Annotated in this window: 23 protein-coding genes; 2 read left to right on the top strand and 21 right to left on the bottom strand. The window is 69.6% G+C overall.

All coding sequences use genetic code 11. The features are described from left to right. Positions 1–107: 107 nt before the first annotated feature. Positions 108–731, top strand: a complete 624-nt coding sequence (locus FB471_RS12495; RefSeq protein ID WP_141998012.1) for an LUD domain-containing protein — start codon at positions 108–110, stop codon at positions 729–731. A 104-nt stretch (positions 732–835) separates the two neighbouring features. Here FB471_RS12495 and FB471_RS12500 read toward each other — a convergent pair whose 3' ends face one another. The 16 genes from FB471_RS12500 to FB471_RS12575 are packed head-to-tail and all read right to left on the bottom strand — an operon-like array spanning position 836 to position 15,312. Beyond that, positions 836–1,819 carry a glutathione S-transferase family protein gene (locus tag FB471_RS12500; RefSeq protein ID WP_141998014.1) on the bottom strand — a complete coding sequence of 328 codons (984 nt, stop codon included), beginning with the start codon at positions 1,817–1,819 and terminating at the stop codon, positions 836–838. Then, positions 1,816–3,474 carry a dipeptide ABC transporter ATP-binding protein gene (locus FB471_RS12505; RefSeq protein ID WP_141998016.1) on the bottom strand — a complete coding sequence of 553 codons (1,659 nt, stop codon included), beginning with the start codon at positions 3,472–3,474 and terminating at the stop codon, positions 1,816–1,818. The genes FB471_RS12500 and FB471_RS12505 overlap by 4 nt, the downstream gene beginning before the upstream one ends. After that, positions 3,471–4,340, bottom strand: a complete 870-nt coding sequence (locus tag FB471_RS12510; protein ID WP_141998018.1) for an ABC transporter permease — start codon at positions 4,338–4,340, stop codon at positions 3,471–3,473. Before FB471_RS12510 ends, FB471_RS12505 begins: the two co-directional genes overlap by 4 nt. Next, on the bottom strand, positions 4,340–5,317 hold the full coding sequence (locus FB471_RS12515; protein ID WP_141998020.1) for an ABC transporter permease: 978 nt from the start codon (positions 5,315–5,317) through the stop codon (positions 4,340–4,342). The genes FB471_RS12510 and FB471_RS12515 overlap by 1 nt, the downstream gene beginning before the upstream one ends. After that, positions 5,302–6,897 (bottom strand): ABC transporter substrate-binding protein, encoded by a 1,596-nt coding sequence (locus FB471_RS12520; protein ID WP_141998022.1) that lies wholly within the window; start codon positions 6,895–6,897, stop codon positions 5,302–5,304. Before FB471_RS12520 ends, FB471_RS12515 begins: the two co-directional genes overlap by 16 nt. Beyond that, positions 6,890–8,341, bottom strand: coding sequence for an FAD-dependent oxidoreductase (locus FB471_RS12525; protein ID WP_141998024.1), 1,452 nt, complete (start codon positions 8,339–8,341; stop codon positions 6,890–6,892). Before FB471_RS12525 ends, FB471_RS12520 begins: the two co-directional genes overlap by 8 nt. Further along, a complete protein-coding gene (locus FB471_RS12530) occupies positions 8,326–9,015 on the bottom strand; it encodes a transmembrane-type terpene cyclase (RefSeq protein ID WP_141998026.1) in 690 nt (229 codons plus the stop codon). Before FB471_RS12530 ends, FB471_RS12525 begins: the two co-directional genes overlap by 16 nt. After that, positions 9,012–10,040 (bottom strand): prenyltransferase, encoded by a 1,029-nt coding sequence (locus tag FB471_RS12535; RefSeq protein WP_141998028.1) that lies wholly within the window; start codon positions 10,038–10,040, stop codon positions 9,012–9,014. Before FB471_RS12535 ends, FB471_RS12530 begins: the two co-directional genes overlap by 4 nt. An 8-nt stretch (positions 10,041–10,048) precedes the next feature. Then, on the bottom strand, positions 10,049–10,591 hold the full coding sequence (locus tag FB471_RS12540; protein ID WP_141998030.1) for a VOC family protein: 543 nt from the start codon (positions 10,589–10,591) through the stop codon (positions 10,049–10,051). After that, the gene (locus FB471_RS12545; RefSeq protein ID WP_141998032.1) at positions 10,588–11,367 is read right to left on the bottom strand and encodes an SDR family oxidoreductase; all 780 of its coding nucleotides are present in this window, start codon (positions 11,365–11,367) and stop codon (positions 10,588–10,590) included. The genes FB471_RS12540 and FB471_RS12545 overlap by 4 nt, the downstream gene beginning before the upstream one ends. Next, on the bottom strand, positions 11,352–12,020 hold the full coding sequence (locus FB471_RS12550; RefSeq protein ID WP_141998034.1) for a cupin domain-containing protein: 669 nt from the start codon (positions 12,018–12,020) through the stop codon (positions 11,352–11,354). The genes FB471_RS12545 and FB471_RS12550 overlap by 16 nt, the downstream gene beginning before the upstream one ends. Before the next feature lie 3 nt (positions 12,021–12,023). After that, the gene (locus FB471_RS12555; protein ID WP_141998036.1) at positions 12,024–13,025 is read right to left on the bottom strand and encodes a zinc-dependent alcohol dehydrogenase; all 1,002 of its coding nucleotides are present in this window, start codon (positions 13,023–13,025) and stop codon (positions 12,024–12,026) included. Between the two features lie 26 nt (positions 13,026–13,051). Next, positions 13,052–13,417 carry a cupin domain-containing protein gene (locus FB471_RS12560; RefSeq protein ID WP_141998038.1) on the bottom strand — a complete coding sequence of 122 codons (366 nt, stop codon included), beginning with the start codon at positions 13,415–13,417 and terminating at the stop codon, positions 13,052–13,054. Then, positions 13,414–13,728: a hypothetical protein gene (locus tag FB471_RS12565; RefSeq protein ID WP_141998040.1), complete on the bottom strand. Its 315-nt coding sequence runs from the start codon at positions 13,726–13,728 to the stop codon at positions 13,414–13,416. Before FB471_RS12565 ends, FB471_RS12560 begins: the two co-directional genes overlap by 4 nt. Then, on the bottom strand, positions 13,725–14,117 hold the full coding sequence (locus FB471_RS12570) for a cupin domain-containing protein (RefSeq protein ID WP_141998042.1): 393 nt from the start codon (positions 14,115–14,117) through the stop codon (positions 13,725–13,727). Before FB471_RS12570 ends, FB471_RS12565 begins: the two co-directional genes overlap by 4 nt. After that, complete coding sequence (locus tag FB471_RS12575; protein ID WP_246076373.1) at positions 14,110–15,312, bottom strand: sedoheptulose 7-phosphate cyclase; 1,203 nt, start codon at positions 15,310–15,312, stop codon at positions 14,110–14,112. Before FB471_RS12575 ends, FB471_RS12570 begins: the two co-directional genes overlap by 8 nt. A gap of 741 nt (positions 15,313–16,053) precedes the next feature. Between FB471_RS12575 and FB471_RS12580 the strand changes: the two genes are divergently transcribed. After that, positions 16,054–16,596, top strand: coding sequence for an NUDIX domain-containing protein (locus FB471_RS12580; RefSeq protein WP_246076374.1), 543 nt, complete (start codon positions 16,054–16,056; stop codon positions 16,594–16,596). A 363-nt stretch (positions 16,597–16,959) separates the two neighbouring features. Here the strand turns inward: FB471_RS12580 and FB471_RS12585 are convergent, their stop codons facing one another. The 5 genes from FB471_RS12585 to FB471_RS12605 form a co-directional block, all read right to left on the bottom strand. Then, positions 16,960–17,910, bottom strand: coding sequence for a hypothetical protein (locus FB471_RS12585; protein ID WP_141998046.1), 951 nt, complete (start codon positions 17,908–17,910; stop codon positions 16,960–16,962). Between the two features lie 122 nt (positions 17,911–18,032). Beyond that, positions 18,033–18,605 (bottom strand): hypothetical protein, encoded by a 573-nt coding sequence (locus FB471_RS12590; RefSeq protein WP_141998048.1) that lies wholly within the window; start codon positions 18,603–18,605, stop codon positions 18,033–18,035. Continuing rightward, positions 18,602–19,681, bottom strand: a complete 1,080-nt coding sequence (locus tag FB471_RS12595) for a hypothetical protein (protein WP_141998050.1) — start codon at positions 19,679–19,681, stop codon at positions 18,602–18,604. The genes FB471_RS12590 and FB471_RS12595 overlap by 4 nt, the downstream gene beginning before the upstream one ends. A 1-nt stretch (position 19,682) precedes the next feature. Continuing rightward, a complete protein-coding gene (locus FB471_RS12600; RefSeq protein ID WP_141998052.1) occupies positions 19,683–21,890 on the bottom strand; it encodes a DEAD/DEAH box helicase family protein in 2,208 nt (735 codons plus the stop codon). Continuing rightward, entirely contained in the window at positions 21,887–22,981 is a 1,095-nt protein-coding gene (locus FB471_RS12605; protein ID WP_141998054.1) for a TIR domain-containing protein, read from the bottom strand. The genes FB471_RS12600 and FB471_RS12605 overlap by 4 nt, the downstream gene beginning before the upstream one ends. Positions 22,982–23,062 lie beyond the last annotated feature (81 nt).

Raw genomic sequence — 23,062 nt, forward strand, 5'->3', positions numbered from 1 at the left:
GGTGGCGGTGGGCGACGGGCGGGAGGTCGTTGCAGGTCACAGCAGTGGTGACGCACGCTACGGACCTGAATAACCCGACATCTAAATAGGACACCAGGAGGTATGAAGTGACCACCCCAACCCCGGTTGCCGACGAGAAGTTCGCGAGACCCGCGACCGACGAGGCGATCGATCGAGCCGCGGGCGCGTTGCGCGGGCGCGGCATCACCGTCGATGTCGTCGACACCGTGCCCGGTGCGCGGCAGCGGGTGAACGAGTTGCTACCGCCCGGCAAGGCTGTGTTCACCGCGGCCAGTGAGACGCTGCGCCTTTCCGGGATCACCGAGGACGTCGACGAGTCCGGGCGGTTCGTCTCGCTGCGTGAGCAGTTGCCGCCTGGCGACATCGAGCAGTTCCGCCTGCGTGGCACCACGCCGGACGTGATCGTGGGCAGCGTGCACGCGGTGACCGAGGGAGGCGAGCTGCTGGCGGCGTCGGCGAGCGGCAGCCAGTTGGCCCCGTACGCGGCGGGCGCGGCCCAGGTACTGTGGGTCATCGGTGCGCAGAAGGTGGTGCCGGACCTGGACACCGCGCTGCGTCGGATCCGTACCTACTCCTTCCCCAAGGAGCACGCGCGCTGCCTCGAGGCATACGGGCAGCCGAGCGTTCTTTCCAAGATCCTGATCATCGAACGCGAGATCTTTCCCGGCCGTGCCACGGCCGTCCTCGTGCGCGAACCGATCGGGTTCTGAGCCGGGTCCACCGGCGAGATCCCGGCCGGGCGGCCTGAGCGCCAGGCAGTGTTCAGAAGGCGCGCCCCCGCATCACCGTGCGCAGGCACCTTCTTGACCAGCTCCTACCGAGTTTCCCGGCCGTGTGGGGCCTCCCAGTCGAGGTCGGGGCCGAGCGGGACGATCCGGGACGGGTTGATCCAGGTGTGCGTGCCGAAGTAGTGGCGCTTGATGTGGTCGAAGTTCGTGGTGCCGCGGAAGGCGTTGTCCTGGTAGAGGTCGCGGGCGTAGGGCCACAGGTTCGGGTAGTCGGTGATCCTGCGCAGGTTGGCCTTGAAATGAGTGAGGTACACGACGTCGAACCGGACCAGGGTCACCCAGAGCCGGATGTCGGACAACGTGAGCCGGTCACCGAACAGGTAGCGCCGATCGGCAAGGCGAGCGTCGAGCTCGTCGAGTGCGGCGAAAAGCGAACGCACCTCGGTCTCGTAGAATTCCTGGGACGGCGCGAAACCGCACTTGTATGGCCCATTATGGACTTTGTCGAAGAGAAACTCGTTGAGCTCGTCGATCTCGCCGCGCAGGTCCGCCGGGTACAGGTCGATCTCCCGGCCGGCCCACCTGTCGAACGCGGTGGCCACGTCGGTGTCCAGGTTCCGGAAGTCGTTGCTGGCGATCCTGCCGGTCTTCCGGTCCCAGAGCACCGGGGTCGAGTAGTGCCCTTCGAAGCCGGACGCCTCGTACGCCTCACGCAGGTAGGCGAACCCGTTCACCTCATCCAGACCGTGCCCAGGACCCTCGCGCAGCGCCCACCCTCGGCTGTCCCGCATCGGGTCCAGAATGGATACCGTGATCACCTCCTCGAGGCCCTTCATCTCCCTGGCGATCAGCACGCGTTGGGAGAACGGGCAGGGGTGCGCCGCATAGAGATGGTAGCGGCCCGGCTCCGCCGGAAACTCCGCGGAGCCGTCGGCCGTGATCCGGTTCGGGAACGCCGGCCCCGGTCGTTCCTGCTTCGGCGCTCCCGCAGGCGGTTTGCTCGGCGGCTGGCCGTACGGCCCGTACTTGTCGATGTCCACTGGTTCCGCGGCCCGTGGAGTGCTGCTCATCTGCGTTCCCTCTCCCTCTCGAACTCGGTTCGGTCATGGACGCCGGTGGTGGTGCGACGCTTGCGGGGCACGGCGGACAGCAACTCCCGGGTGTACGGATCGGCCGGGGTGACGAACACCTCGTCCACCGGACCCGATTCGACAATACGTCCGTTGCGTAGCACCGCCACCCGGTCGGCGATCTGGCGCACCACCGCGAGGTCGTGTGTGATGAAGACGTAGCTCAAGCCCAGTTCCGCCTGGAGGCGGACAAGCAGTCGCAACAGTTGCGCCTGCACCGAAGTGTCCAGTGAGGACGCGGGCTCGTCGCACACCAGCAGGTCCGGTTGCACGGCGATGGCCCGTGCGATCGCGACACGCTGGCACTGGCCGCCGGAGAGCTCGCCGGGGCGGCGACCGAGCAGCGCCGGGGACAGCGCCACCTGGCCGGCGACCTCGCGCACGCGATCCCACCGGGCCGCACGGTCGCCCAGCTTGAAGGCCCGCAGCGGTTCGTCGAGCAGTTCGGCGACGGTGAATCTCGGGTTCAGGCAGGCGAACGGGTCCTGGAAGATCAGCTGTACGCGGCGGCGGAACCGGCGCAAGGCCGCGCCTCTCAGCTCGGCGACCTCGGCGCCGTCGAACCTCATCCCCCCCGCGGTGGGCTCCTCGAGGCGTACCAGCAGCCGGGCCACGGTCGACTTGCCCGCCCCGGACTCACCCACCAACGCCAGCGTTTCCCCCCGGTCGACGGTGAAGTCGACACCGGCCACGGCCGTCCTGCGGTGACGTCCTCGCCAACCGGGACCGGCGAACGTCTTGGCCAGGCCGGACACCGTCAGCAACGGCTGCCGGGGTACCGCCACCGGGGGCGTCGCGGCCGTCAACCGAGCCGAGTTCAGGCTGGGCGCCGATTCGACCAGCAGGCGGGTATGCGAGTGTCGGGGCCGCGCCAGTAACGACTCGGCCGGCCCGGACTCCACGCTACGGCCGCGATACATCACCACGATGTGCTCGGCGCGTTCGGCCGCGATGCCCAGGTCGTGCGTGATCAGCACGACCGAGGTGCCGGATTCGGCGGTCAGTTCCGCGAGGTGGTCCAGGAGGCGCGCCTGCACGACGACGTCCAGCGCGCTGGTGGGTTCGTCCGCCACGATCACCTTGGGCCGCCCGGCCAGCGCGATCGCGATCAGCACACGCTGGCGCATCCCGCCGGAGAGCTCGTGTGGATAGTTCGTCGCCCTCCCGGCGGGCAGACCCGCGGTGTCCAGCAGGTCAGCCGCGGCCGACCGCGCCGCGGCGCGGTCGGCGAGCCGGTGGATACGCAACGCCTCGGCGACCTGCACACCGACCGGCACGACCGGGTTCAGCGCGGTCCCGGGATCCTGCGGGATGAACGCGATCTCCCGGCCGCGCACCGCGCGCAGCTCGCGGTCATCCAGCGCGAGCAGTTCCCTGCCGCCCAGCCGGATCTCCCCGCCGAGCGTACGTGCCGCCGGGGGCAGCAGGCCGAGCAGCCCGAGCGCGAGGGTGCTCTTCCCGGCACCGGACTCGCCGACGACCGCCACCGTCTGCCCACCGCCCACGGTGAGGTCGACGCCGTCCAGCGCGCGCACCGGCGCCGCGGGACCGTGGTAGGAGACCCGCAGCTCGCGGACCGACAGCAGTGGACTCATCGGCGAACCCCTTGCCGCTGCTGGACCCGGCCGAACGTGGTTGCCGCGAGCACGGTCGCGGCAACCGCCAGACCGGGGAACGTGGTCAACCACCAGGCCGTGCCGATGTAGTCCCGTCCCGCTGCGGCCAGTGTCCCCCAGTCGGTTTCCGGTGGGCTCGGACCGAACCCGAGGAAACTCAGCGACGAGGAGGCCAGCATGGCCACACCGATCCCGAGCAGGCCGAGCAGCACCACCGGGCCGGCCACGTTCGGGACGACGTGCCGCAGCAGCACCAGATGCGCGCGCACCCCGGACAGCGTGGCCGCCGCCACGTACGGTCGCGTCCGGACGTGCAGCACCTGCGCGCGAACCACCCGGGCGAACGTGGCCAGGTTGGACAGCCCGACCGCGATCGCCACGTTCACCGCGGAACTGCCCAGCACGGCCACCACCGCCAGTGCCAGCAACAGCGCCGGAAACGCGAGCAGGACGTCCACCACGCGCATCAGCACCGCGTCGAGCCAGCCACCGACGAACCCGGCGAGCAGGCCGATCACCGAACCGGCGAGCACCGCGAGTGCGGTCGCACCGAGGGCGACCCCCAGCGAGGGCCGAGCGCTGTGCACGACCCGGCTGAACAGGTCGCGGCCGAGTTGGTCGGTGCCGAACGGGTGCGCCCAACTCGGCGGCCGCAGCAGGTGGGCCGGATCGACCGCCTCGGGGTCATGGCCCGAGACCAGGTCCGGGACGACCATGGCGACCAGCATCACCAGCAGGGTGGCCGTGGCGAGAATCGCCGCGGGGCTGCGCGCGAGTCGCCGCAGCGCGTGGCGCGTCCGCCCCGCCGAGGGCGGCACGAGCGCTTCGGGCGGCTCGAAGACCATCACTCCCTCCGCCCCGAGGTCACGCGCGGATCGACATAGGCGTACACCACGTCCACCACGAGATTCACCGCGACATAGAGCACGCCGAGCAGGGCCACCATGCCCTGTAGCACGGGCAGGTCGTGGGTGGTGATCGCGGTGACGGTCAGCCGTCCGAGCCCCTGGCGTCCGAACACCGTCTCGGCCACCACCGCGGCCGCGAGCAGGTTGCCGACCGTCGTACCGACCACGGTGATCGTGGGCAGGCTCGCGTTGCGCAGGGTGTGCCGGAACTGCACGCGCCACGGGCCCGCGCCCTTCGACCGCGCGGTGAGTACGTAGCTCTCGGCGCCCGCCTGCCGCAGCCCGGTGGCCAGGACCTGCGCGATCACACCGGCGGCCGGTAACGCCATGGTGGCCGCGGGCAGCACCAGCGCGGCGAAGCCGTCCTGCCCGGTGGCCGGGAACCAGCCGAGCTGGAAGGAGAATATCTGGATCATCAGGATGGCCACCCAGTAACCGGGCATCGACATCGCCAGCACCGGCAGCGCGTTCAGTACCGTGCGCAGCGGCCGCCAGCGGGTGATCTCGGCGAGTAGCGCCCCGCCCGCACCGAGCAGGCACCCCAGCGCCAGCGCGGTGACCGCGAGCGCCGCGCTGCCCGGTGCGGCCGCACCGATCAGATCCGCGACCGGGGCCCCCGTGTTGATCGAGCGGCCGAAGTCGCCGAGCACGGCGTTCCCCAGGAAATCGAGATACTGGGCCGGGATCGGCCGATCGAGGCCGAGTTCATGGCGCAGGGCCTGCTCCTGCTCCAGCGTGGGCGGTCCACCGGCACCCAGCATGGTCCGGACCGGGTCGCCGGGGACCAGATGGATCATCGCGAAGGACAGCGTGAGCGCGGCCAGCAGCACGGGAAGCACCGCGGCGAGCCGACGCAGGACGAACCCGCCGAGCTCCCCCCGCCCCCTACCGGCCACGATCAGCGAGCCACCCATGCGTCGTGGAACGCCGGCAGGCCCTGCGGGTCGAACGTGATGTCGTGCACCGCCTTGCTGGTGCCGAGCAGGTAGGTCGGGTTGTAGACCGGCACCGCCGTGGACTGCTCGACTATCCGGCGCTGTGCCCGCTCGTAGGTGGCCGCACGCCGCTCCGGGTCGATGGTGGCGGTCGCGGCGGACAGCAGGCCGGGCAGCTCCGGATCGACCGACGCGGGCACTCCGCCCCGCGGCGAGTACAGCGTGGTGCGCAGCACGTCGCCGTCCGCGCGGACGAAGCTGATGTCGCTGAGCTCGGTCTCGCCCTTCGCCTGCTTGCTCACCACGTCCCCGATCGGCAGCGGGTTCAGCCTGATCTGCACACCGACCTCCCTGAGCTGCTGCTGCACGAGTTGGGCGAGCACGTCCCGCTGCTCGCGGGCGGGCGAGATGTAGGTCCACTCGACGGTCAGTGGCTCGCCGTCCTTGGCCCGCACGCCATCCGGACCCTTCGCCCAGCCGGCCTGGTCGAAGAGTTCCTCCGCGGCCGCGCGGTCGAACTGGCCGCGCTCCAGCACGTTCGTGTACCCGGGAGTGGCCGGGGTGAGAACGCTCGTCGCCCGCGGGTATTTGCCCTGGTACACCGTGGACACGATCTGCTCGGTGTCGACCGACTTCGCGAACGCCCGCCGCAGCGTCACGTCGGCCCACGGCTCCTTGCGGGCGTTGAGCACCAGGGAGTAGGCGATCCCGGGCTGCTCCTTGGTCAGCAGCCGGAGGTCACCGGTGAGCGAGTCCGCCTCGCGCGGGGGCACGTTCGCCATCGCGTCGACCTGGCCGGTGCGCAGGCTGCCCAGCCGCACACCATTCTCCGGGACCACCGTGATGACCACCCTGTCCAGGTAGGCGGCGCCGGTGTGCTCCCGGTCCGGCGGCGCCCACTGGTAGTCGGGGCGCCGTGCCAGTTCGATCTTCTGCTGGCGCACGTAGTCGTCGACCACGAACGGCCCGCTGCCGATCACCTTCTGGCACAGCTCCTGCTGGCCGGAGGTGAAGGTCGCGGGCGATTCCATGCCGAGGAACGCGGTGCTCGCCGCCTGCAGGAAGGGCGCGTTCGGTTGATCGAACGCAACCGTGACGGTGTGCGGGTCCACCACGGTCGTTCCCGCGTAGCCGGTGAGGAAACCGGCGGCCAGCAACGATTTCGTCGCCGGATCAACGATCCGGTCGAAGTTCTCCTTGACCGCCGCGGCGTCGAACCTCTCGCCGTCGCTGAAGGTGACGTCGTCGCGGAGGTCGAAGGTGAAACGCTTGGCGTCCGGGGAGACCGTCCACGACTCGGCCAGCCACGGCTTGATCTCCAGGGTCTCCGGGTCCTGGGCGACCAGCGAGTCCACCACCCCCCTGGTGATCAGCTGCGAGGCCGCGGTCGGCGACTGGTGCGGATCGATGCAGGCCGGGTCGGCGTCGGTGGCGAACGTGAGCACGCCGCCCTGGCGCGGCTGGTCGCCGTCGCCCGATGTCGCGTCGCCACCGCAGGCCGTGGTGGCGAGTACGAGAGCCAGCAGACCACCACCCCAGCGAATCGACTCTCTACCCATCCGGCTTCCTCTCTCTACCTGTCGGATTCATCCCGGTGTCGGCACCGAGTACGCGCGGCGAAGCCAGTCGCAGTGAAGCCAGCTCCGGACGAGTGAGCGGAGGTGCGTTGTCTGGCTGGTACCGCGGGCGGAGCAGGACGGCGAGCGCGGTCCGCGGCCGGAGCAGGCTCGACAGTGGCGTGTTGAGGGTATACGCGTCAAGTAATGCCGCGGTCACCTCGGGCCGGACCGCGGCCGCCTTGCCGACCTGTTCCGCGTACCGGGAACCGACCTTCTTCAGCAGGCCCGGTTTGGGGCCGATGGTCCGTTCGTAGCGGGTGTCCTGTTCGGACGCCAGCGTCCACGCGTCCTCGACCGTGCGGACGACCGCGCGCTGCACGCGGCGGGCGAGCCCCGCGTGGTCCCCGTGCGCGCGCAGGGTCTCGCGCAACGCCACCGCCTGCAGCGCGGCGACCGACATCCCGTGCCCGTACAGCGGGTTGTAGGTGGCGACGGCGTCGCCGAGCACGACGAAACCCTCGGGCCAGTGCGGCACCCGTTCGAAACGTCGTCGCCGGTTGGGTGGAGTACGGAAACCGCGCACGCCGCCCAGCGGCTTGGCCGAAGCGAGTAGCTCGCCGATCAGCGAGTGCCGGAGTTTCCCGGCGAACTCCACGTATCCGGCGTTGTCCGCGGGCGGATGGTAGCCCCGCATGCCGGCAACGCTGACCATCCACCGGCCGCCCTCGATCGGCAGCAGCACCCCGCCGTGCCCGGCACCGTTCGGGTCCGGCTGGATGCAGATCGCCGGGAACTCGCGTAGCTGCGGGCACGGCCGGTAGAGGCGAGTGGCGTAGCCGACTCCGCTGTCCACGATGTCCTCGTCGGCCGCAAGGCCGAGCGCTTCGAGCCAGTGCGGCACGTCGGAGCTCGCGCCGGTGGCGTCCACGACGAAGTCCGCCTCGACCGGCGCGGTCTCGCCGGTCGAGCGGTCGCGTACGAGTGCGCCGCCGATGCGGCGCGCGTCTCCGGTGAGCCCGATGACGTCGGCGTTCTCGACCAGGGTGATCCGCGCGTCGCGCAGCACCCGGTCGCGCAGCGTGTTCTCCAGGAACGTCCGGCTGCAACCGATCAAGAACTGTACCTGGGCGAACCGAGGCATCCAGCCCTGCGGGGTCAGCGTGAGAATCTGGTCGGGCATGCCGATACTGCGCGCACCCCCGGCGAGTAACGCGTTGAGCGTGCCCGGCAGTAGGTCCTCGACCGCCCTCGCGCCGCTGCCGAGCAACAGGTGCGCGTGCCGCGCCTGCGGAACTCCCTTGCGGGGAGTGCAACCCCGGCCGAGCCGGTCCCGCTCGACGAGCGTCACCTGCCCCAGTTCCCTGGCGAGTACCGACGCGGCGAGCAGGCCCGCGACCCCCGCCCCGAGGACGACCACGCGCCGGGAGCTCAGAACTTCCGCCATGGCGACGCGCCTTCCGCTCGGAACTGCCGGTACAGCGCGACGATGTAGACCGCGTCCAGGATCAGCTCGGCGGCGATCATCTGGTGCAGCAGCCACCGATCCGGGTACCAGGCGATCAGCGCGACCCCGCCGGATGCGTCGATCAATGTCTTGACCACCGCGATGTACATCGTCTGGCCCTCGGTACTGCGGCGCACCCACAGGGTTACCAGGAACAGTGACTCCATCAGCACCACGACGAAGACCGTGGTGTAGACCCCCTCATCGTCGCCGAACTCCCGGGTCGCGGCGACGATGAAGGTGAACGCGAAGGCGGAGAACCCGGCTACCATCCAGCCGAACAACCGCGCCGACATGCGACCGAAGTCCTTGCGCCCGTAGCGCACCGCCTGGAACAGCAGCACCAGGTTCAGCGGGAGCCAGAAGTACAGGATGGTGCGCATCATCGGGTCGATCGGGTAGATGAACGCGTAGGTCACCTCCCACGCGACGTTCGCGCACGCGGCGAACACCGGCAGCGTGGAGCGTTTGTCCAGGTACCCGCGCCGGATCGCGGCGAGATACAGGACGAACGTGCAGATCCCGACGACGCCGAACGCGATGTCGGGCAGGATGTCGGGGACCTCGCGCTGCGGACTCACGACCGGCGGGGCCACCAGCAACGCCACGTTCACGAGACCACCGCTTTCCGGTTGCCGCCACTCAGCTGGACCGCGGTGAACAGCAGCGTGTACACGGCGAAGATGCCGAGGCACACCAGCGCCGACGAGCTCCAGCCGCCACCCGACCCCACGGCCATCGCGACGATCATGCCGATGACCGCGGTGAAGCCGGTGGCGGCGGCGTGCGTGGTGGCCAGCCTGGCGATGGCGGCCGCGGCAGCCGGATCCGCTTCGGACGGCGGTTCGGTCAGCAGCCGGCGGCAGATCGGGTAGGCCAGCGCCGCGGTGGCGAGGAGGCCGATGCCCGGGGGCGCAGGCAGGATGCCCACCGCGGTCACCACGACGACCACGCCGTAGGCGGTCACCTGCAGGGCGGTGAAGAGCAGTGCCGCCCGGCGCGGGCCCAGGGTGTTCGGCAACGTGCGTTTCCCCGCCCGCAGGTCGGACTCGCGGTCGCAGAAGTTCATCACGATCATCCTGGCGACCATCACCAGGAACATCGGGCCGAACAGCGCGAGCAGCACCGGTGGGACGGTCTTCATCTGCGCATACACCACGAGCAGCGGGGACAGGACGGTCAGCGCGCCGGATGTGGTGATCTCGCCGAGCGCGCGGTAGTTCAGCCGGACCGGTGGCGCCGTGTAGAACCAGGCGAGGGTGATCCCGGCCAGCCCGATCAGCCGCTCGACGGGTGCGGGCAGCAACACCACGAGTACCAGCACGCCGAAGAGCAGCGTGAACGCCGCGGACAAGCCCACTACCGGTTTCAGCTCCCCGGATACCAGCACTCGGCTGCCACCGGTCCACCTGTTCGGCCCGGTATGCGCGCGGTCCGCCCGCAGATCGAAGTACTCGTTGCAGTACTGGGTCATCAGATGCGTCCCGGTGACGATCAACTGCACCATCAGCCACGGAACGAGCTGAAATGACTGTCCTGAATAGACAGACACGGTAAGCCCGAGGGTAACCATCAACAGGCTCTCCAGCAGGAACTTCGGTTGACCCAGCCGGATGAACGCGTCGACCTGGTTACGCATCGGCTCACCTACTCACGATTCCGCCATGGTTGGGTGGGGGTGTACACCCGGGCGGAGGTCTCGCGCTCATACGGCACACCGAACGGGAGGTTGATCAGCTCCATGCTCATACCCCACGGAGTGGTGAAGTAGACCCAGCGGTTACCCGCGATCGGTCCATCCACAATGGTTTCTGGAACGTCGAGAACAGTGACACCAGGCTGTTCCCGGAGGTACTCGACGGCCTTGTCCACATCGTCGACATGGATCGCGAGATGGTGCCCGCCCCAGTCCTCGTTGCGGGGCAACGACCGGCTCTGACCCGGCGCGGAGTACTCGAAGAGTTCCAGGTTCGTCACCGGACCCAGCCGCACCATCGCGATGTGCGCCGACGCGTCGGCCGCGACGCCGAGCTTGCGGGACATCCAGTCGCCGCCGGGGTCCTCGACCGGCCCGAGCCGGTACACCAGCTCCCCGCCGATCACGTTCACGAAGAAGTCGACCGCCTGGTCGAGATCCGGGACGGTGTAGGCGACGTGGTGTACCGCCCTGGCTCCCGGAAGCCCGGTCATTGCGAACCGCCTCCGTCCTTCTGGTTGGGGATGGCGCTCATCAGTGTCAGGCCGCCGTCGATCGTCAGGGACTGGCCGGTGAGATAGGCGGCATCCGGCTCGAGCAGGTACGCGATCAGCGCCGCGACCTCCCGTGCCCGGCCGGGACGCCCGACCGGGATCGACGGCCGGCGCAGGTCGGCCGCGTCGGTTCCGGCGGGCACGCCGTTCATCGGAGTCGCCGTTTCACCCGGGCTGACCGCGTTGACGGTGATCCCGTGCTGCGCCAGCTCCAGTGCCATCACCTTGGTCAACATCGTGAGGCCGCCTTTGGCCGCGCAGTAGGAGGAGCCGCCCCAGATCGGGATCTCGTCGTGCACCGAGCTGACGTTGACGATCCGCCCGCCCCCGCCCTGTGCGGCCATGCGCCGCGCGGCGGCCTGCGCGCAGGCGAACGGGCCGGTCAGGTCCACGGCCAGCATGTGCCGCCAATCGGCGAGCGTCTCGTCCAGGAAGGCCGCGCGGTGGTTGATGCCAGCGTTGTTCACGAACGCGTCCAGCCCGCCGAGCCGTTCCGCGGCGTGGTCGACCGCGGCCGCGGCCGCTTCCGGTTCGGTGTGGTCGAGCTGGAACGTCACGGCCCGGCGGCCCTCGGCCTCGACGGCGGTCGCGACTCGTTTCGCGCCGTCGGCGTCGCCGCGGTAACCAAGCCCCAGTTCGAATCCGCGCCGCGCGAGCAGTAACGCGGTCGCCGCGCCGATGCCCGAGCTGGCACCGGTCACTAGGGCTCTGCCCACCCGAGCACTCCTTCACGTTCGAGCTCGTAGCCTGCCGCGTCGAGGCTTCCGGCGCCGAGGTAGCCATAGATCGCTCGGGTCCGGACGCCGGGATCGGTCCGGTAACCATGCCAGCGCCCGGCCGGGATGTAGACCAGGTCGCCGGTGTCGAGGTGGATCTCCCCTTCCTGGTCGAGATGCGTGCCGCTGCCGTCGACGACCAGGTAGAACTCGGCCGCGCGCGGATGTCGATGCCGTTCGTGCCGGCCGCTCGGGGCGAAGGTGGAGGTGGCGACGACCAGCTCGGCGCTTCCGGCGGTGGCGGCGGTGATCAGCCAGCGTACGTCCATGTCGGTGATCCCGTCCAGATCCGTGGGAGTTCCGTCCTCGGCCGGAACGAATCGCCACCGGGTCGCCTCGGCATCGTGGTTCGGCCTCGTCCCATGAAGCAGGAGGAGGCGGGCGTTGGTCGGCTCCGGCAGGTCGCCGCCGCCCGGGCTGTACACGCCGTCCCCTGGACGCAGGGTCTCCCCGCGCCAGTCCACGGATCCGGTGAGTACGACGGCCGCCGACTCCACCCCGGTGTCGCCGGGATATCCGCCCACCGCCAGTTCCCCTTCCACCAGCGGGCGGTGTCCGTCCATCCGGTACACACCGGGGAAGAATCGGACCATGAACTAACCGCCCATCTCGAGGATCACCTTGGGCCGCCCCGTACGGCCACATTCCAGGAGCTTGAACGCCTGCTCGACGTCTGCGGCGGGCACCACGGCGGCGACCAGTGCCGCGCCGTCGAGCACGCCGGTGGCGAACAGCTCGACCGTCCGGCCGTAGTGGTCCAGACCATGGCGGATACCGTAAACGTCGAAACCGCTGAGCACGAACCGTCCGGGGACCAGGCCGTCCAGCGGATCGGTGGCCACGCCGACGACCGCGATCCGGCCACCGGGCTCGACCAGGTCCAGCGAGCGCCGGAACGCGCTGGACGCGCCGGATGCCTCCACGACGAGCGAGTACGCCCGACCGGGAGCGTCCTCGGGTCGATACGCGGCGGTGGCACCGAAGTGAGTGGCGAGCTCCAGCCCTGCCGGGTCGACGCCGATCGCCTCGACCTCCGCGCCGTAGTGGCGGGCAAGTTGGACCGTGAGCAGTCCGATGGACCCGGTGCCGAGGACCGCGACCCGGTCGAACGGCCCACATCCGGTTCGCTCCAGGGACTCCACCACGGTCACCGCGGGTTCGACGAGCACCGCCCACGGGGCCTCGGTGCCCTCGGGCAACCGGGTCAGCGCGTGCGCGGGCAGGCGGATGAAGTCGGCCGCCGCTCCCTGCTGCCCGTACAACCCCGTCTCAACCAGGTTCCGGCACACCGATCGCCGGCCGCGCTGGCAATCGGGGCAACGGCCGCACGGGATCATGGTGTGACCCACCACCGCGTCCCCGGGGGTGAAACCACCGTCGCCGGCGACCACCTCGCCCCACCACTCGTGCCCGAACACGTGCGGGTAGGCGGTCCGGCCGTCGTTCAGGTAGGCGGCGGTGCCGTGGAAGAGTTCGAGATCGGTGCCGCACAGGCCGACATAGGCCGGCCGGACCAGCACTGTGCCGGGCTCGTGGTCCGGGATCGGCAACCTGGTCCGGATCACGTGGCCCGGACCGTCGAGGGGCAGCGCTCGCATGGTACCGCTCGGCCAGTCGCCCGCGGTCATGAGACGGCGGGCTTCCGTGCGGGGAGGGCACGGGTCACCGCCTCCGGCAGGACGGCGAGCCAGAGCAGTTCGAGACCGCTGCCACCGGCCTCGAGCGTGACCAGTGCGCCCGCGGGCGCGAGCACGAGGTCGCCGCGGCACAGCTCCCGTACGGACGCGCCGTGCGCGATGCCACCGCCGCCGAGTACGAACCAGGCGGATTCGGTGCCTTCCCGCCCGCGCAGCCCGAGCTCGCTCCCCGGCTCGAGTCTCAGCTGGTCGAACGCTTCACATTCGCTGTACAGCATGCCGCGGCGTGCCAGGCAGCGGGTCTCGGTGCCGGTCTGCGTGCGGGTCGGGTCCGCGACCGTGGTGACGATCATGACTCCTCGCGGACGGTCAGCTCGGCGAGGAAGTACTCCAACCCCTCGTCCCCGGCCACCAGATGCAGTTCGGCGCGCAGCGGCGCGGTCACCGAAACACCGTGGCGCAGCGTGAAGGCGGCCGTGCCAGGGTTACCGGTACCGCCACCGGACAGGACGAACAGGGTGAACTCGAACCCGTCCGCGGTGAGCGTCACCCGTTCGCCCGGGTTCAGCCGCACTCGCCGGATACGGCGCAGTGGGCCGGTGAGCACCGTCGTCGGGTCGATGTCGCCGGGCTCGCGCAGCGGGTGGACGGTGGCGTTGGTCATGTGGTCGCTCCACGAAGGACGGCGGCCGTCGCGGGGGCGGAGATCTCGATGACCAGCCAGCGCAGTTCCTCCGAGCCCACGTTCCGCAGACCGTGCCTGGTGCCGAGTCCGGTCAGGATCACGTCCCCGGCACGCACGTCGTGCGGCCTGCCGTCGAGCAGCATCCGGCCATGGCCGGAGATGATGAAGTACAGCTCTTCGGTGCGCGTGTGGACGTGCTCGCCGCTCAGTCCCCCTGGCGGAAGGCTGGCCCATTCCACCGCTTCCCAGTCGCCGGAGAGCCCGGTCCGGCGGGTGAAGCACTTCCAGCCCGACACACCGGTGGTGCCGTGGACGCCGTGTACCACGGAGGCCGAACCGATGTCACCGACGATGAGTGGGCTACGCATCGTAGCCCCCCAGCTCCCGGAGTTCCTTGGCGGCGATCAGCAGTTCGTCCTCGGAGACGTCGTTCACGAAACAAACGGAGCCTATTTCGAGCGGTATCGGAAGTCGAGCCAGCCCTGCCCGGTGGCGAGTGGTCTCCGCGAGCGCCCGACGCAGCACGGAGACGTCGCGGAGCACGGGGTGGACCAACGGCAGCTCGAGTTCCCTGATCAGCCGCAGCACGCGGTCTCTGTTGGTCGAGCTGATCATTTCGCGCTGGTGTGACACTATGACGAAAAGCGCCATGTCGAGGGCGACCGCTTCGCCGTGAAGCAGTTCGGGCAGGGTGAGCATCTCGATCAGCGGGCTGATCGAATGGCCGAAGTCAACGAGCCGCTCCAGGCTTGTCTCCCACAGGTTTCCGGACAGCTCCCCCAGCATCCCGGAAATTGCCCGTTCGAGCACTTCGAGGGCCACCAGGTCACCAGTTTCGCCCTGGCGGCCCTGTAGCCGTTCGTCGAGCAGCAGGCGGCCATGCCTCTCGAGCAGGTCGAAGAGGGGGCGGTCGGAAACGATCGCGAGCTTGAGTATCTCGGCCAAGCCGTTGCTCAGCTGTCGCCGGTCCAGAGTGGCCAGGAAGGTGCGGTCGACCAGTACCGAACGCGGCGGGTGGTAGCTGCCGAGGCAGTTCTTGTGCTGGTCGTGGTTGACCCCCGTTTTCACCCCGATGCCCGCGTCGACCAGACCGACCAGAGTAGTGGGTATCCGGATGTGTGGCGTTGCCCGCCGGTACAAGCTCGCCGCCAGGCCCGCGATATCCAGCAGTACACCGCCGCCGATTGCGACGATCGGATCGTGGCGCTCGATACCGAACCTGTCGAGCGCATGGACGATCCGCATGACGGATTCCATCGTCTTGCGCTGCTCGGAGACCTCGAGGGAGAGATATTCGCACGCAACTTCGTAATGCGCGAAGTAAGCACGCATGGACTGGCCGTACAAGTAATCGATGTTTCGGTCGAGAACAACGAAACGGCGAGCTTTGTCCGACCGTCCGGCAACGACAGAACTGGCCAGGGTGGGATTGGCAAGGTCAAAAATCCGATCGACGAGGGCGACATCGTAGTCAACTCGCCGTTCCGCGGAAAGCGTCCAGCTGCGGCCGCCTTGCCGCGTCACATGACCCGATGCGATGGCGGAGTCGGCCTCGTCCGCCACCTCGGAGGTTTTTGATCTTTTGTTTCGTGGTCGCAGGACCACGCCACCTGCCTCCCTTACTCCCGCTGGAGGTATCTCGAACGAACTCAGAATAGGAGGACGTCGACACCTGACAAGCCGCCGAACGAGTGAGATCGAAAGTATTGCCCGGGTAGGTGGCCCGCGCCGCGGATCCCGGCTGCCGCCAGCGGCCTCAGCAGGCACGTTCGCCGAACCCGCGCGACTTCCTCACCCATCGCACCCTCCAAGAGATCAGGTTAGGCTAAATTCAATCGAAAGGCCGTCAACGCGGCGGCACTCGGGCTCCCGCCGAGCAGGATCGCGCCGGGCTCCTGCCGGACCGCGGCGACCGCGGGCCGGGCGGAGCGCAGCAGCGCCTGCGACAGCCGGCCAAGGTCCCCGGCTACCGTGGCCGAACAACCGGTGGCGCTCGAACATCGCGGTAAGGCGGCCACGGTCTCCGGGTTCGCCGGATAGCGGCCCGGCCATCGTCGCGGGCGGCGGGTTCGCCGCCTTCTCCCCATCATCGACCGTGCCGAGGTGTCCCTTGCCGTCATGCACGAGCCCGGTCAGCATGCTCGGCGAAAGGCCCTGCGCCGGCGCCCCAGTATCGCGGCCCGATCCCGGAGTGGATCCGTCTGTCCAGCATCTGTCCAGCTTTCGGCGATCCCTACCTCCACCGCCGGATGGTTGTATGTTCGTATGGGGTTCGGGTGCATGAACGAGCGGGTCGGAGTTGTCATGGCGTGGCAGCTGCTGGAAAGCGAAGTCGTGCATTCCACCCCGTGGTTCGACGTACGCAGTGACCTGGTGATTCGCCCGGACGGGGCGCGGGATGTCTACTCGCACGTCGTCACCCCCGGCTCGGTGACGGTGCTGGCCCTGCACCAGGACGACAGCGTGGTACTCACCAGGCAGTGGATCTACACCCACGGCGGCACGGAATGGCGGCTTCCCGGCGGGGTCATCGACGCCGAGGACGCCGATCCGGCCGCCGCCGCGCGGCGCGAGCTCGCCGAGGAGACCGGCCTGCGCGCCGGCAACTGGCACAAGCTCGGCATCGTGCATGGCGCCGACTCGATGAGCAATCACGTCGACCACCTGTTCCTGGCCACCGGCCTGACCACGGGGACGCCGGCACCCGATCGCGGCGAGTCCGACCTGCGGGTACGCAGGCTCGCCTTCCCCGGCGCGCTGTCCCTGGTCCGCAACGGGCAACTCCCGCACGCGGGTAGCGGGCACGCCCTGCTGCTCACCGCCTTGCGTCGCGCCGAGACCGGCTGACCCACCGCCCCGCGCCACCAACCGCGCGTACCCGGAAACCTGGCGTTTCCGGGTTTCCCGTTCGACAAGGAAACAGGAAACCCATTCCCTCAAAAAGAGGCTCAAATCTAACCTGAAGCTGTCGGTAGAAATCGACGGTAAAGGTTGTTCAGGACGATTCGGCGATCGCGGGCCGAAAGGTCCGCGTGAGCGGGTCGTTGCGGTTAAACCATTCGCGCGCGGCCGGCACGCGCTTATTCAAGCCGCCCCTGGAAAGCGAAACAATACGAATCGACGAAAGGGAACGCCATGGAACCCCACGCCATCATCGAGCTGCTTACCGTTCTCCTCACCGTGTTGGGCTGACCATCGAAGGGCGCGGGGTTACGGCCGCCACTGGATGCCGTAACCCCGGCCCGGGCGGGGCTCGGTGAACGAGGCTGCGACCTCGCCAACCCCGTTCACCGTAAGCAGGTCGGAGCCGGGCTCGCAGTCGTCCGCGTCCCGGTGAAACACATCGGACAGCCGCCATACCGTTTCCGGAGGCTGCCGCAAGCCGAACCGGATCACCAGGTCGAAACGCTCGCACCGGCGTTCCGGCCAGAACACGTACGTCGGCCGCATCACCTGGCCCTGGGGTATGCGGACCTCGAGCGAGAACGTGTGCGTCTGCCCCGCGTCGAGCCGTTCGGGCAACTGGAGCCCCATCAGGAAACGGCGTGCGGAGGGACGCTCCGTACTGGAAAGTACCGCCCCGTGGGCCACCCGCACATCGAGGTCGGCTGGCATCCCTTCGGTGCCGCGCGGGAGGCTGATCGACCAGGGAATCCACTCGATCCCGTCCCGGGCGGCCACGATCTCCCTGCGCTCGGTACACACCGGGGTGGGGCCGTCCATGCGCAGCACCGCGGAAAACCGCCGAACATGCCACGCGTCGCCCTGTTTGCCCGCGCCGTCCCGCGCCGGGCGGCGGTCGGCGGCCTCGACCAGCCTGGTGAGCCCGGCCTCCATCCGCCTGCGTATGGTGCGTGCGTCGCGGCTGGCCCCGCGCGCGAGCCACCGCACGCGTTCGCCGAGAAAGGGCTGCTGCGCTTCGAGATTCAATCCCAGCGCGGTCGCCGTGGCGGTACGCAGGTCCTCCGGAAAGTTCTCGATCTCGCCGAGCACCCAGTTCCGGATGCGTTCCCTGGCCACCTCGGCGCCGTCGTCCTCGCCGATACCGCACAGTTCCCGTAGCGCGGGACCGACCAGGCGGTCCAAACCGGGGGTATGCAGGCCACGACCCCGACGCAACGCTCGGAACTCGTTCATCAGCTGGCTCGACGAAAGCGTCATCGCGCCCTCCGCTCCGACCGAAATGGGCGCCCTTAGTGTAGGACACCATGGCCGCAGCGATATCCGCCGCTCCAGCACAACGGTGATCTTCCACCGAATGTCGAATCGTTCCGGTCGAATGATCATTTTGTTTCGGCCGACCGGGTTACCGCGGAGGTCCACTGTTGCACCGGCGAAACGCACGGTGACGGATTCGCGCCGACGCAGCTTCCGTCGTTCCACCACAGGAACATCCCGACCAGCAGGATGAGCAGCAGCACGCGGGGCGCCGTGGCCAGTGCCCTCGCCCCGGCCAGCACCACGCGTACCAGGTGGTGCAGCCCATCTCCCAGGCCCAGCACCAGCGCGCCGTAGAAGTAGACCGCGCCCGGTGGTCGCCGATGCCGTGCTCGCAGCGCCCTGCTCAGGGCGAGTTCCGGCAGCAGGAGCAACGTGCGCAGCAGGTCGACCAGCCGCCGCCCCGGCTCGGCGAGCAGCCGGCCGAGCCGGGGTATCAGCCCGCACAGCACCAGCCCGATCAGGTGGTACCCGAGCACGCCCAGCGCGACCAGCTCGACGAAGGACCGGAACCAGAAGGGCAGGCCGAGATCGGCCAGCAGCCCGTCGAGGAGTTCGACCGCGAAGCCCAGCAACGGGAACTCGGTCAGCGGGTTCACCTGCGCCAGCGCCGCTTCCCGGGCGAGGTGCCCGGTCATATGTCGTCCTCGTCCTCGTCCTCATCCTCGTCCTGGTCGGAGGCGTTCTCGGCGGTGCCGCCGACGAGCTGGGGTGATCGTTCCCGCCCGTCGGCGGCACCGATCCCGAGCGCGGTGCGGCCCCGAAGCTGCTCGGACACCACCCCGCTGGCCCTGGTCATGATCCCGTGCACGTCGCTCCGATTCACCAGGTTGCTGTCCAGCAAGGTGTGCAAGACGGCCTTCGCGTTCTCGACCTCGACATTCCGCTGTTCCATGATCAGCCGGAGCACACCGTCGACGTCCTCGTGGTGCCCGGCGAGCCGGAGCGCCAGCAGGTTCAGGTCGTCCGCGCGGAGCGCGTCGGCGTAGACCTTCATCCGTTCCTGCTGGAGCCTGAGCTCGTGCTGCTGCTGCAGTTCGGCCAGCCTGCGCTCGTGTTCGGCGTTCAGCTCGTCCAGCCTGCCCTGGTGGGTACTCTCCACCTCGGTCAGCCGGAGGTGCTGGATCTTGTTGGTGTGCGCGAGTTCCCTGCGCTCCTGCTGCCGTCCCGCGTGGGTGCGCGCGGCGATATGCTTCTCCGTCCCGCTGTCCAGCGCGAGGGTGATCACGCAACGGGTGATCGCGACGCCGTCGTCCACCGGGATCGTCCGTTCCCCGTACGCCCGGCCGATCTCCCTCTCCGCCGCGGCGCCGCTCTCCGCGCCGAAGCGGCGGGTGGTCTCCCGCAGCCGGGTCTCCAGGAACGGCCGCAGCATCTCCGGCACGTTCGCCACATTGCGCGCCACCGCGAGCACCGGGTCTATGACCTTCCAGCGCACCTGCGCCCTGGCCGTGAAGAAGAACGCTTCCTCCCCGGACGGCAGCCTCAGCTCGAACTCGCACCTGCGCGGTGCGATGTCCACTGTGTACATCGCCTGCGGGGTGTCGAGCCAGATCTCACCCGCGGTCAGCCGGCTCGTGGCCAGGTTGAACTCACCGCGCTGGTCGAGATAGACGACGGCGCTGCGGTCGTCGGACACCGGGTTGCGCTTGCGCAGCTCGGAACGGGTCGGTGTCTCGCGTCGCAGGAGTGGCACGTCTTCCGGGTCCGTCACGTCATACCCCTCCCCGCTCGAAATGCTCGAGCACGACCTTGATCGAGGATTTCGGTGAGCCGCGCTCACCGAGCCAGTAGTTCAGGTAGAACCGCAACGACCCGCCGTCCCCTGCCTCGGCGATGGCGGCCAGCAGGCGCGCGAGTGGGAGCCGCATCGTTTCCTCCTTGCGCGCGGCCCGCAGCCAACGGAGGATCTCCGCGTATCCGCGCCGGACGAATCGGGGCGCGTTCAGCAGCTCGCGAACGAGTCCGATCATCTTCTCCCGGTGCTCCGGGCGGTACTCGTGCATCCACACGAAGACCGGCCACTTCGTGGCGCAGCCGTCCACCCGTGCCCGCAGGTGGGTGGAGATGATCAGTACGGCGAGTACCCCGGTCTCGCGACGGGCCGGGAAGTCGCCGTCCCCGATCCACCGCAGGAGGGTGGCGAACGCGGCGTCGGTCGCCTCGTCCCGGCGGACGATCTCCGCCACGCTGCGGGCGATCTGCACTTCCAGGTCCCAGTCGGCCTGCTTCGCCGCCCGCCCGAGGTCCCGCAACACCGTGGCCGGACTCAGTGCGGTGCTGGTGCCCAGCGCGTGCGCCGCGGTCACTCGTAGTGGGTTCGACGTCCGGTGGCGGAGCCAGTGTTTGAGCTTGGGAGTGACGACGAGGGTGAGGTTCGGGTCCTGCAGGGGTATCTGCAACGCGGACACCGCCGCCCACCGGGCCTTCTCGTCCCCGTCCGCCGCCCAGGGCATGATCAGCTCGCCGAGCATCATCTCGAAGTGCTGCAGGCTCAGCAGTCCGACCGCCATCCCGGCACGCAGGCGGACGTGCTCGTGCCACTCCGTGCCGAGGTCGTACAGCCAGGTGCGGATCAGATCGTATGCCTGGTCGTACTGGCCGCATACGTGCTCCAGCACCCTGCGCGGGAAGGCGTCGTCCCGGAACCGCACGATCCGGACGGCCAGCTCGCCGTCCACGGTGTCCTGGATGACCTCGGCGTACTCGGCCCGTGCCCGGTCCAGCCGCTGGTCGAAGGTGGTGTCGAACAGCGGCCTTGCCCGGTCGGAGGGGCGCGGGTGCTCGATCCGCCGGAACCGGTCGGCGAGCCGGTGCGCCGCGTCGGCGACCAGATGCACCGGCTCACCGTTGAAGACGGCGAGCGCGATGACGAACGCGCGCTGGTCCAGCTCGGACTGCTCGGCGAACCAGGCGGCGAAGCTGGAGTCGTCCAGCCGCGAGTACCGTTGCCGCACCTCGGCGAGCGCCAGCCGCCCGGCGCCCACCTCCACCAGCAGCGTCGCGAGGCTGGCCAGGTCCCGCCGGGGAGTGTCCGGCCGCAGCTCGCCCACCAGCTCGGCGACGTCCGGCCGGTCCAGCAGCCGGTCCGCCTCATCGGGCGAGCCATGCGGACTCCAGCACAGGTGCCGCCGCAGCACCTCCCGCGCCGGCACCGTGCCGAGGCCGTCCACCACGAGGTGCTGGATTTCCTCGGTGCGCAGGAAGGAACTCGGGTCGAGGACGACCACCAGGCGGCAACCGCACTCGTTCAGCAGCCGCACGATTCGCTCGGTGTGGAACGTGCTCAGCTTCGAGGCGTGCTGCGGTGCCAGCGACTCCAGCAGGTACCCGTGGTTGGGTTCCAGGTCCTTCGCGTTCAGCGCACTCAGGTCGGTCTCCGGGTCGAGCTTGCGCACACCCTGCCTGCACTCCCCGTCCAGGGCGCGCAGCGCGGCCGTGGTGCGCCCCGAGCCGCGCTGCGCGCGGAGGAAAAGCATCTGGTTGCGCCGGATCCCGGAGCGCACCGCCTCGTACCGCTCCGGCGGGACAAAGGAGGCGCCGATGCGGTCCAGCACCTCGCGCGGTACGGGCCCGCTGCGGGCAGCGCCCGCCTCCACCGGGGCCGCGTGGCTGGTGCCGACCGTGCCGATGGTTGCCGGTCCCAGGAAGACGTTCGCCGCCGCGCGGTCGTACCCCTGCCCGAGCAGGGACTGCATGGCCGCCGACATCCGCTCGCTTGCCACCGACCATTCGCGGGCGCGCTCCTCGGTCACCGCCTGCTCCTGCACGGCTTGCGCGGCGGAGTCGGCCCGCTGCGTGGTCGACCCGCCAGGGGCCGGTTCGCTCGCTTCGGCGCCGGCCCCGGCCGATTCGCCACCCGCCGGGCCAGGGTCCGATTCCTGCTCACCGGCCGGCTCGGGTTCCTCCTCCCCTTCACTCACTGCCGGTCCCGCATGTGCACGGTGCCGTTGCCGACCTGACCGATCACAGTGTCGCCGTAGAAGGCGGCCGAGGGCGTCCCGGGCTCCGCCGGCCGCGGACCCCCGTCCTCCGGTTCCGGCGTCACCGGCGGTCTCGGGTAGCCGGGCACGTGCACCCAGGCGGACACCTCGCCGGGCACCTTCCGCCATGCCGAGGGGACGATCTCCGCGGAGCCGCACCGGACGGCCTCGTCGAACACCTGCTCCGACGCCACCACCACGCCATCGGCCCGCGCCGCCGTGGTCAACACCTCGCCCACCGCGGTGGAGGTCATCAGCCGCAACAGGCCGTCCAGCTCCTCCTCGAGCGGCACGAACCCGTCCGGGGACAGCTTTGCCCTGTCCACCCCGACCCGCACGCGCCCGGCCCCGCCCTCGAAGGCGGACAGCACGGCCGGAACCAGGGTGGTGAGCACGGTCGTGGCGTTCGCGGTGCCGGCAGGCAGCGAGGTCAGCACGCAGTCGCCCCAGCCGGCCTCCCATATCTCGGCCGGGGAGATCCGGGCGTGCGCGAGTGCCGTGTCCACCACCGCGCGCAACTCGGTCGGGGTGCCGCCGGACCGGCCCGCCGTGTCCCCCTCCGGACGCACGGCGAGCACGGTCGCGCTGGAGCTGCGAGCCGCACCCCGAGAAGCGGCTCGCAGCTTGCCGAGGATGAGCTCCAGCAACTGACCGGGGGCGGTCCGGCGGGCGTCGACGTAGCCGAGCGTCTCCAGCACGCCGGGGACGGAGGTGTCGTCGCAGCGGACCGGCAGCAGGTAATCGCCACCGTCGGCGAACGCACGCGCGAGCGCGGCGCGCCGCTCGAGATTGGTCCACGCTTTGGCCACGTAATCGGCGGAAAGGAACAGCACGCAGTAGCGCGACCGCTGCCGGTAGATCCGCTCGAAGTACTCGGTGAGGTCGGCTCCCCACAGCGGTACCGTCTCGAAGCTGTCGTAGAACACCCGGACGTCCTCGGCCCGCAACAGCCGCGCCACCTCGTCCACGTAGGCACGCTGCTCCGTCGCGAAGGACAGGCAGATGTCGTACTCCAGCTCGGATCCGGTCATCGGCGTTTCCCTCCCTGTGTCCGAGCACTCGTATGGCGTAATTCGTAGCCCATCCGAGGGCTCGGCGGGACCCCGTTCGGC

The organism is Amycolatopsis cihanbeyliensis (assembly GCF_006715045.1).
In the GTDB taxonomy this organism is placed as follows: Bacteria; Actinomycetota; Actinomycetes; order Mycobacteriales; family Pseudonocardiaceae; genus Amycolatopsis; species Amycolatopsis cihanbeyliensis.

Bases quoted from the DNA above. Each gene is read 5' to 3' on its own strand.
- FB471_RS12535 (WP_141998028.1), bottom strand. From the start codon at position 10,040: ATGCGTAACCAGGTCGACGCGTTCATCCGGCTGGGTCAACCGAAGTTC.
- FB471_RS12580 (WP_246076374.1), top strand. From the start codon at position 16,054: ATGGCGTGGCAGCTGCTGGAAAGCGAAGTCGTGCATTCCACCCCGTGG.
- FB471_RS12515 (WP_141998020.1), bottom strand. From the start codon at position 5,317: ATGGGTGGCTCGCTGATCGTGGCCGGTAGGGGGCGGGGGGAGCTCGGC.
- FB471_RS12570 (WP_141998042.1), bottom strand. From the start codon at position 14,117: ATGCGTAGCCCACTCATCGTCGGTGACATCGGTTCGGCCTCCGTGGTA.
- FB471_RS12540 (WP_141998030.1), bottom strand. From the start codon at position 10,591: ATGACCGGGCTTCCGGGAGCCAGGGCGGTACACCACGTCGCCTACACC.
- FB471_RS12500 (WP_141998014.1), bottom strand. From the start codon at position 1,819: ATGAGCAGCACTCCACGGGCCGCGGAACCAGTGGACATCGACAAGTAC.
- FB471_RS12520 (WP_141998022.1), bottom strand. From the start codon at position 6,897: ATGGGTAGAGAGTCGATTCGCTGGGGTGGTGGTCTGCTGGCTCTCGTA.
- FB471_RS12590 (WP_141998048.1), bottom strand. From the start codon at position 18,605: ATGACCGGGCACCTCGCCCGGGAAGCGGCGCTGGCGCAGGTGAACCCG.
- FB471_RS12560 (WP_141998038.1), bottom strand. From the start codon at position 13,417: ATGATCGTCACCACGGTCGCGGACCCGACCCGCACGCAGACCGGCACC.
- FB471_RS12550 (WP_141998034.1), bottom strand. From the start codon at position 12,020: ATGGTCCGATTCTTCCCCGGTGTGTACCGGATGGACGGACACCGCCCG.
- FB471_RS12505 (WP_141998016.1), bottom strand. From the start codon at position 3,474: ATGAGTCCACTGCTGTCGGTCCGCGAGCTGCGGGTCTCCTACCACGGT.
- FB471_RS12510 (WP_141998018.1), bottom strand. From the start codon at position 4,340: ATGGTCTTCGAGCCGCCCGAAGCGCTCGTGCCGCCCTCGGCGGGGCGG.
- FB471_RS12525 (WP_141998024.1), bottom strand. From the start codon at position 8,341: ATGGCGGAAGTTCTGAGCTCCCGGCGCGTGGTCGTCCTCGGGGCGGGG.
- FB471_RS12555 (WP_141998036.1), bottom strand. From the start codon at position 13,025: ATGCGAGCGCTGCCCCTCGACGGTCCGGGCCACGTGATCCGGACCAGG.
- FB471_RS12585 (WP_141998046.1), bottom strand. From the start codon at position 17,910: ATGACGCTTTCGTCGAGCCAGCTGATGAACGAGTTCCGAGCGTTGCGT.
- FB471_RS12605 (WP_141998054.1), bottom strand. From the start codon at position 22,981: ATGACCGGATCCGAGCTGGAGTACGACATCTGCCTGTCCTTCGCGACG.
- FB471_RS12565 (WP_141998040.1), bottom strand. From the start codon at position 13,728: ATGACCAACGCCACCGTCCACCCGCTGCGCGAGCCCGGCGACATCGAC.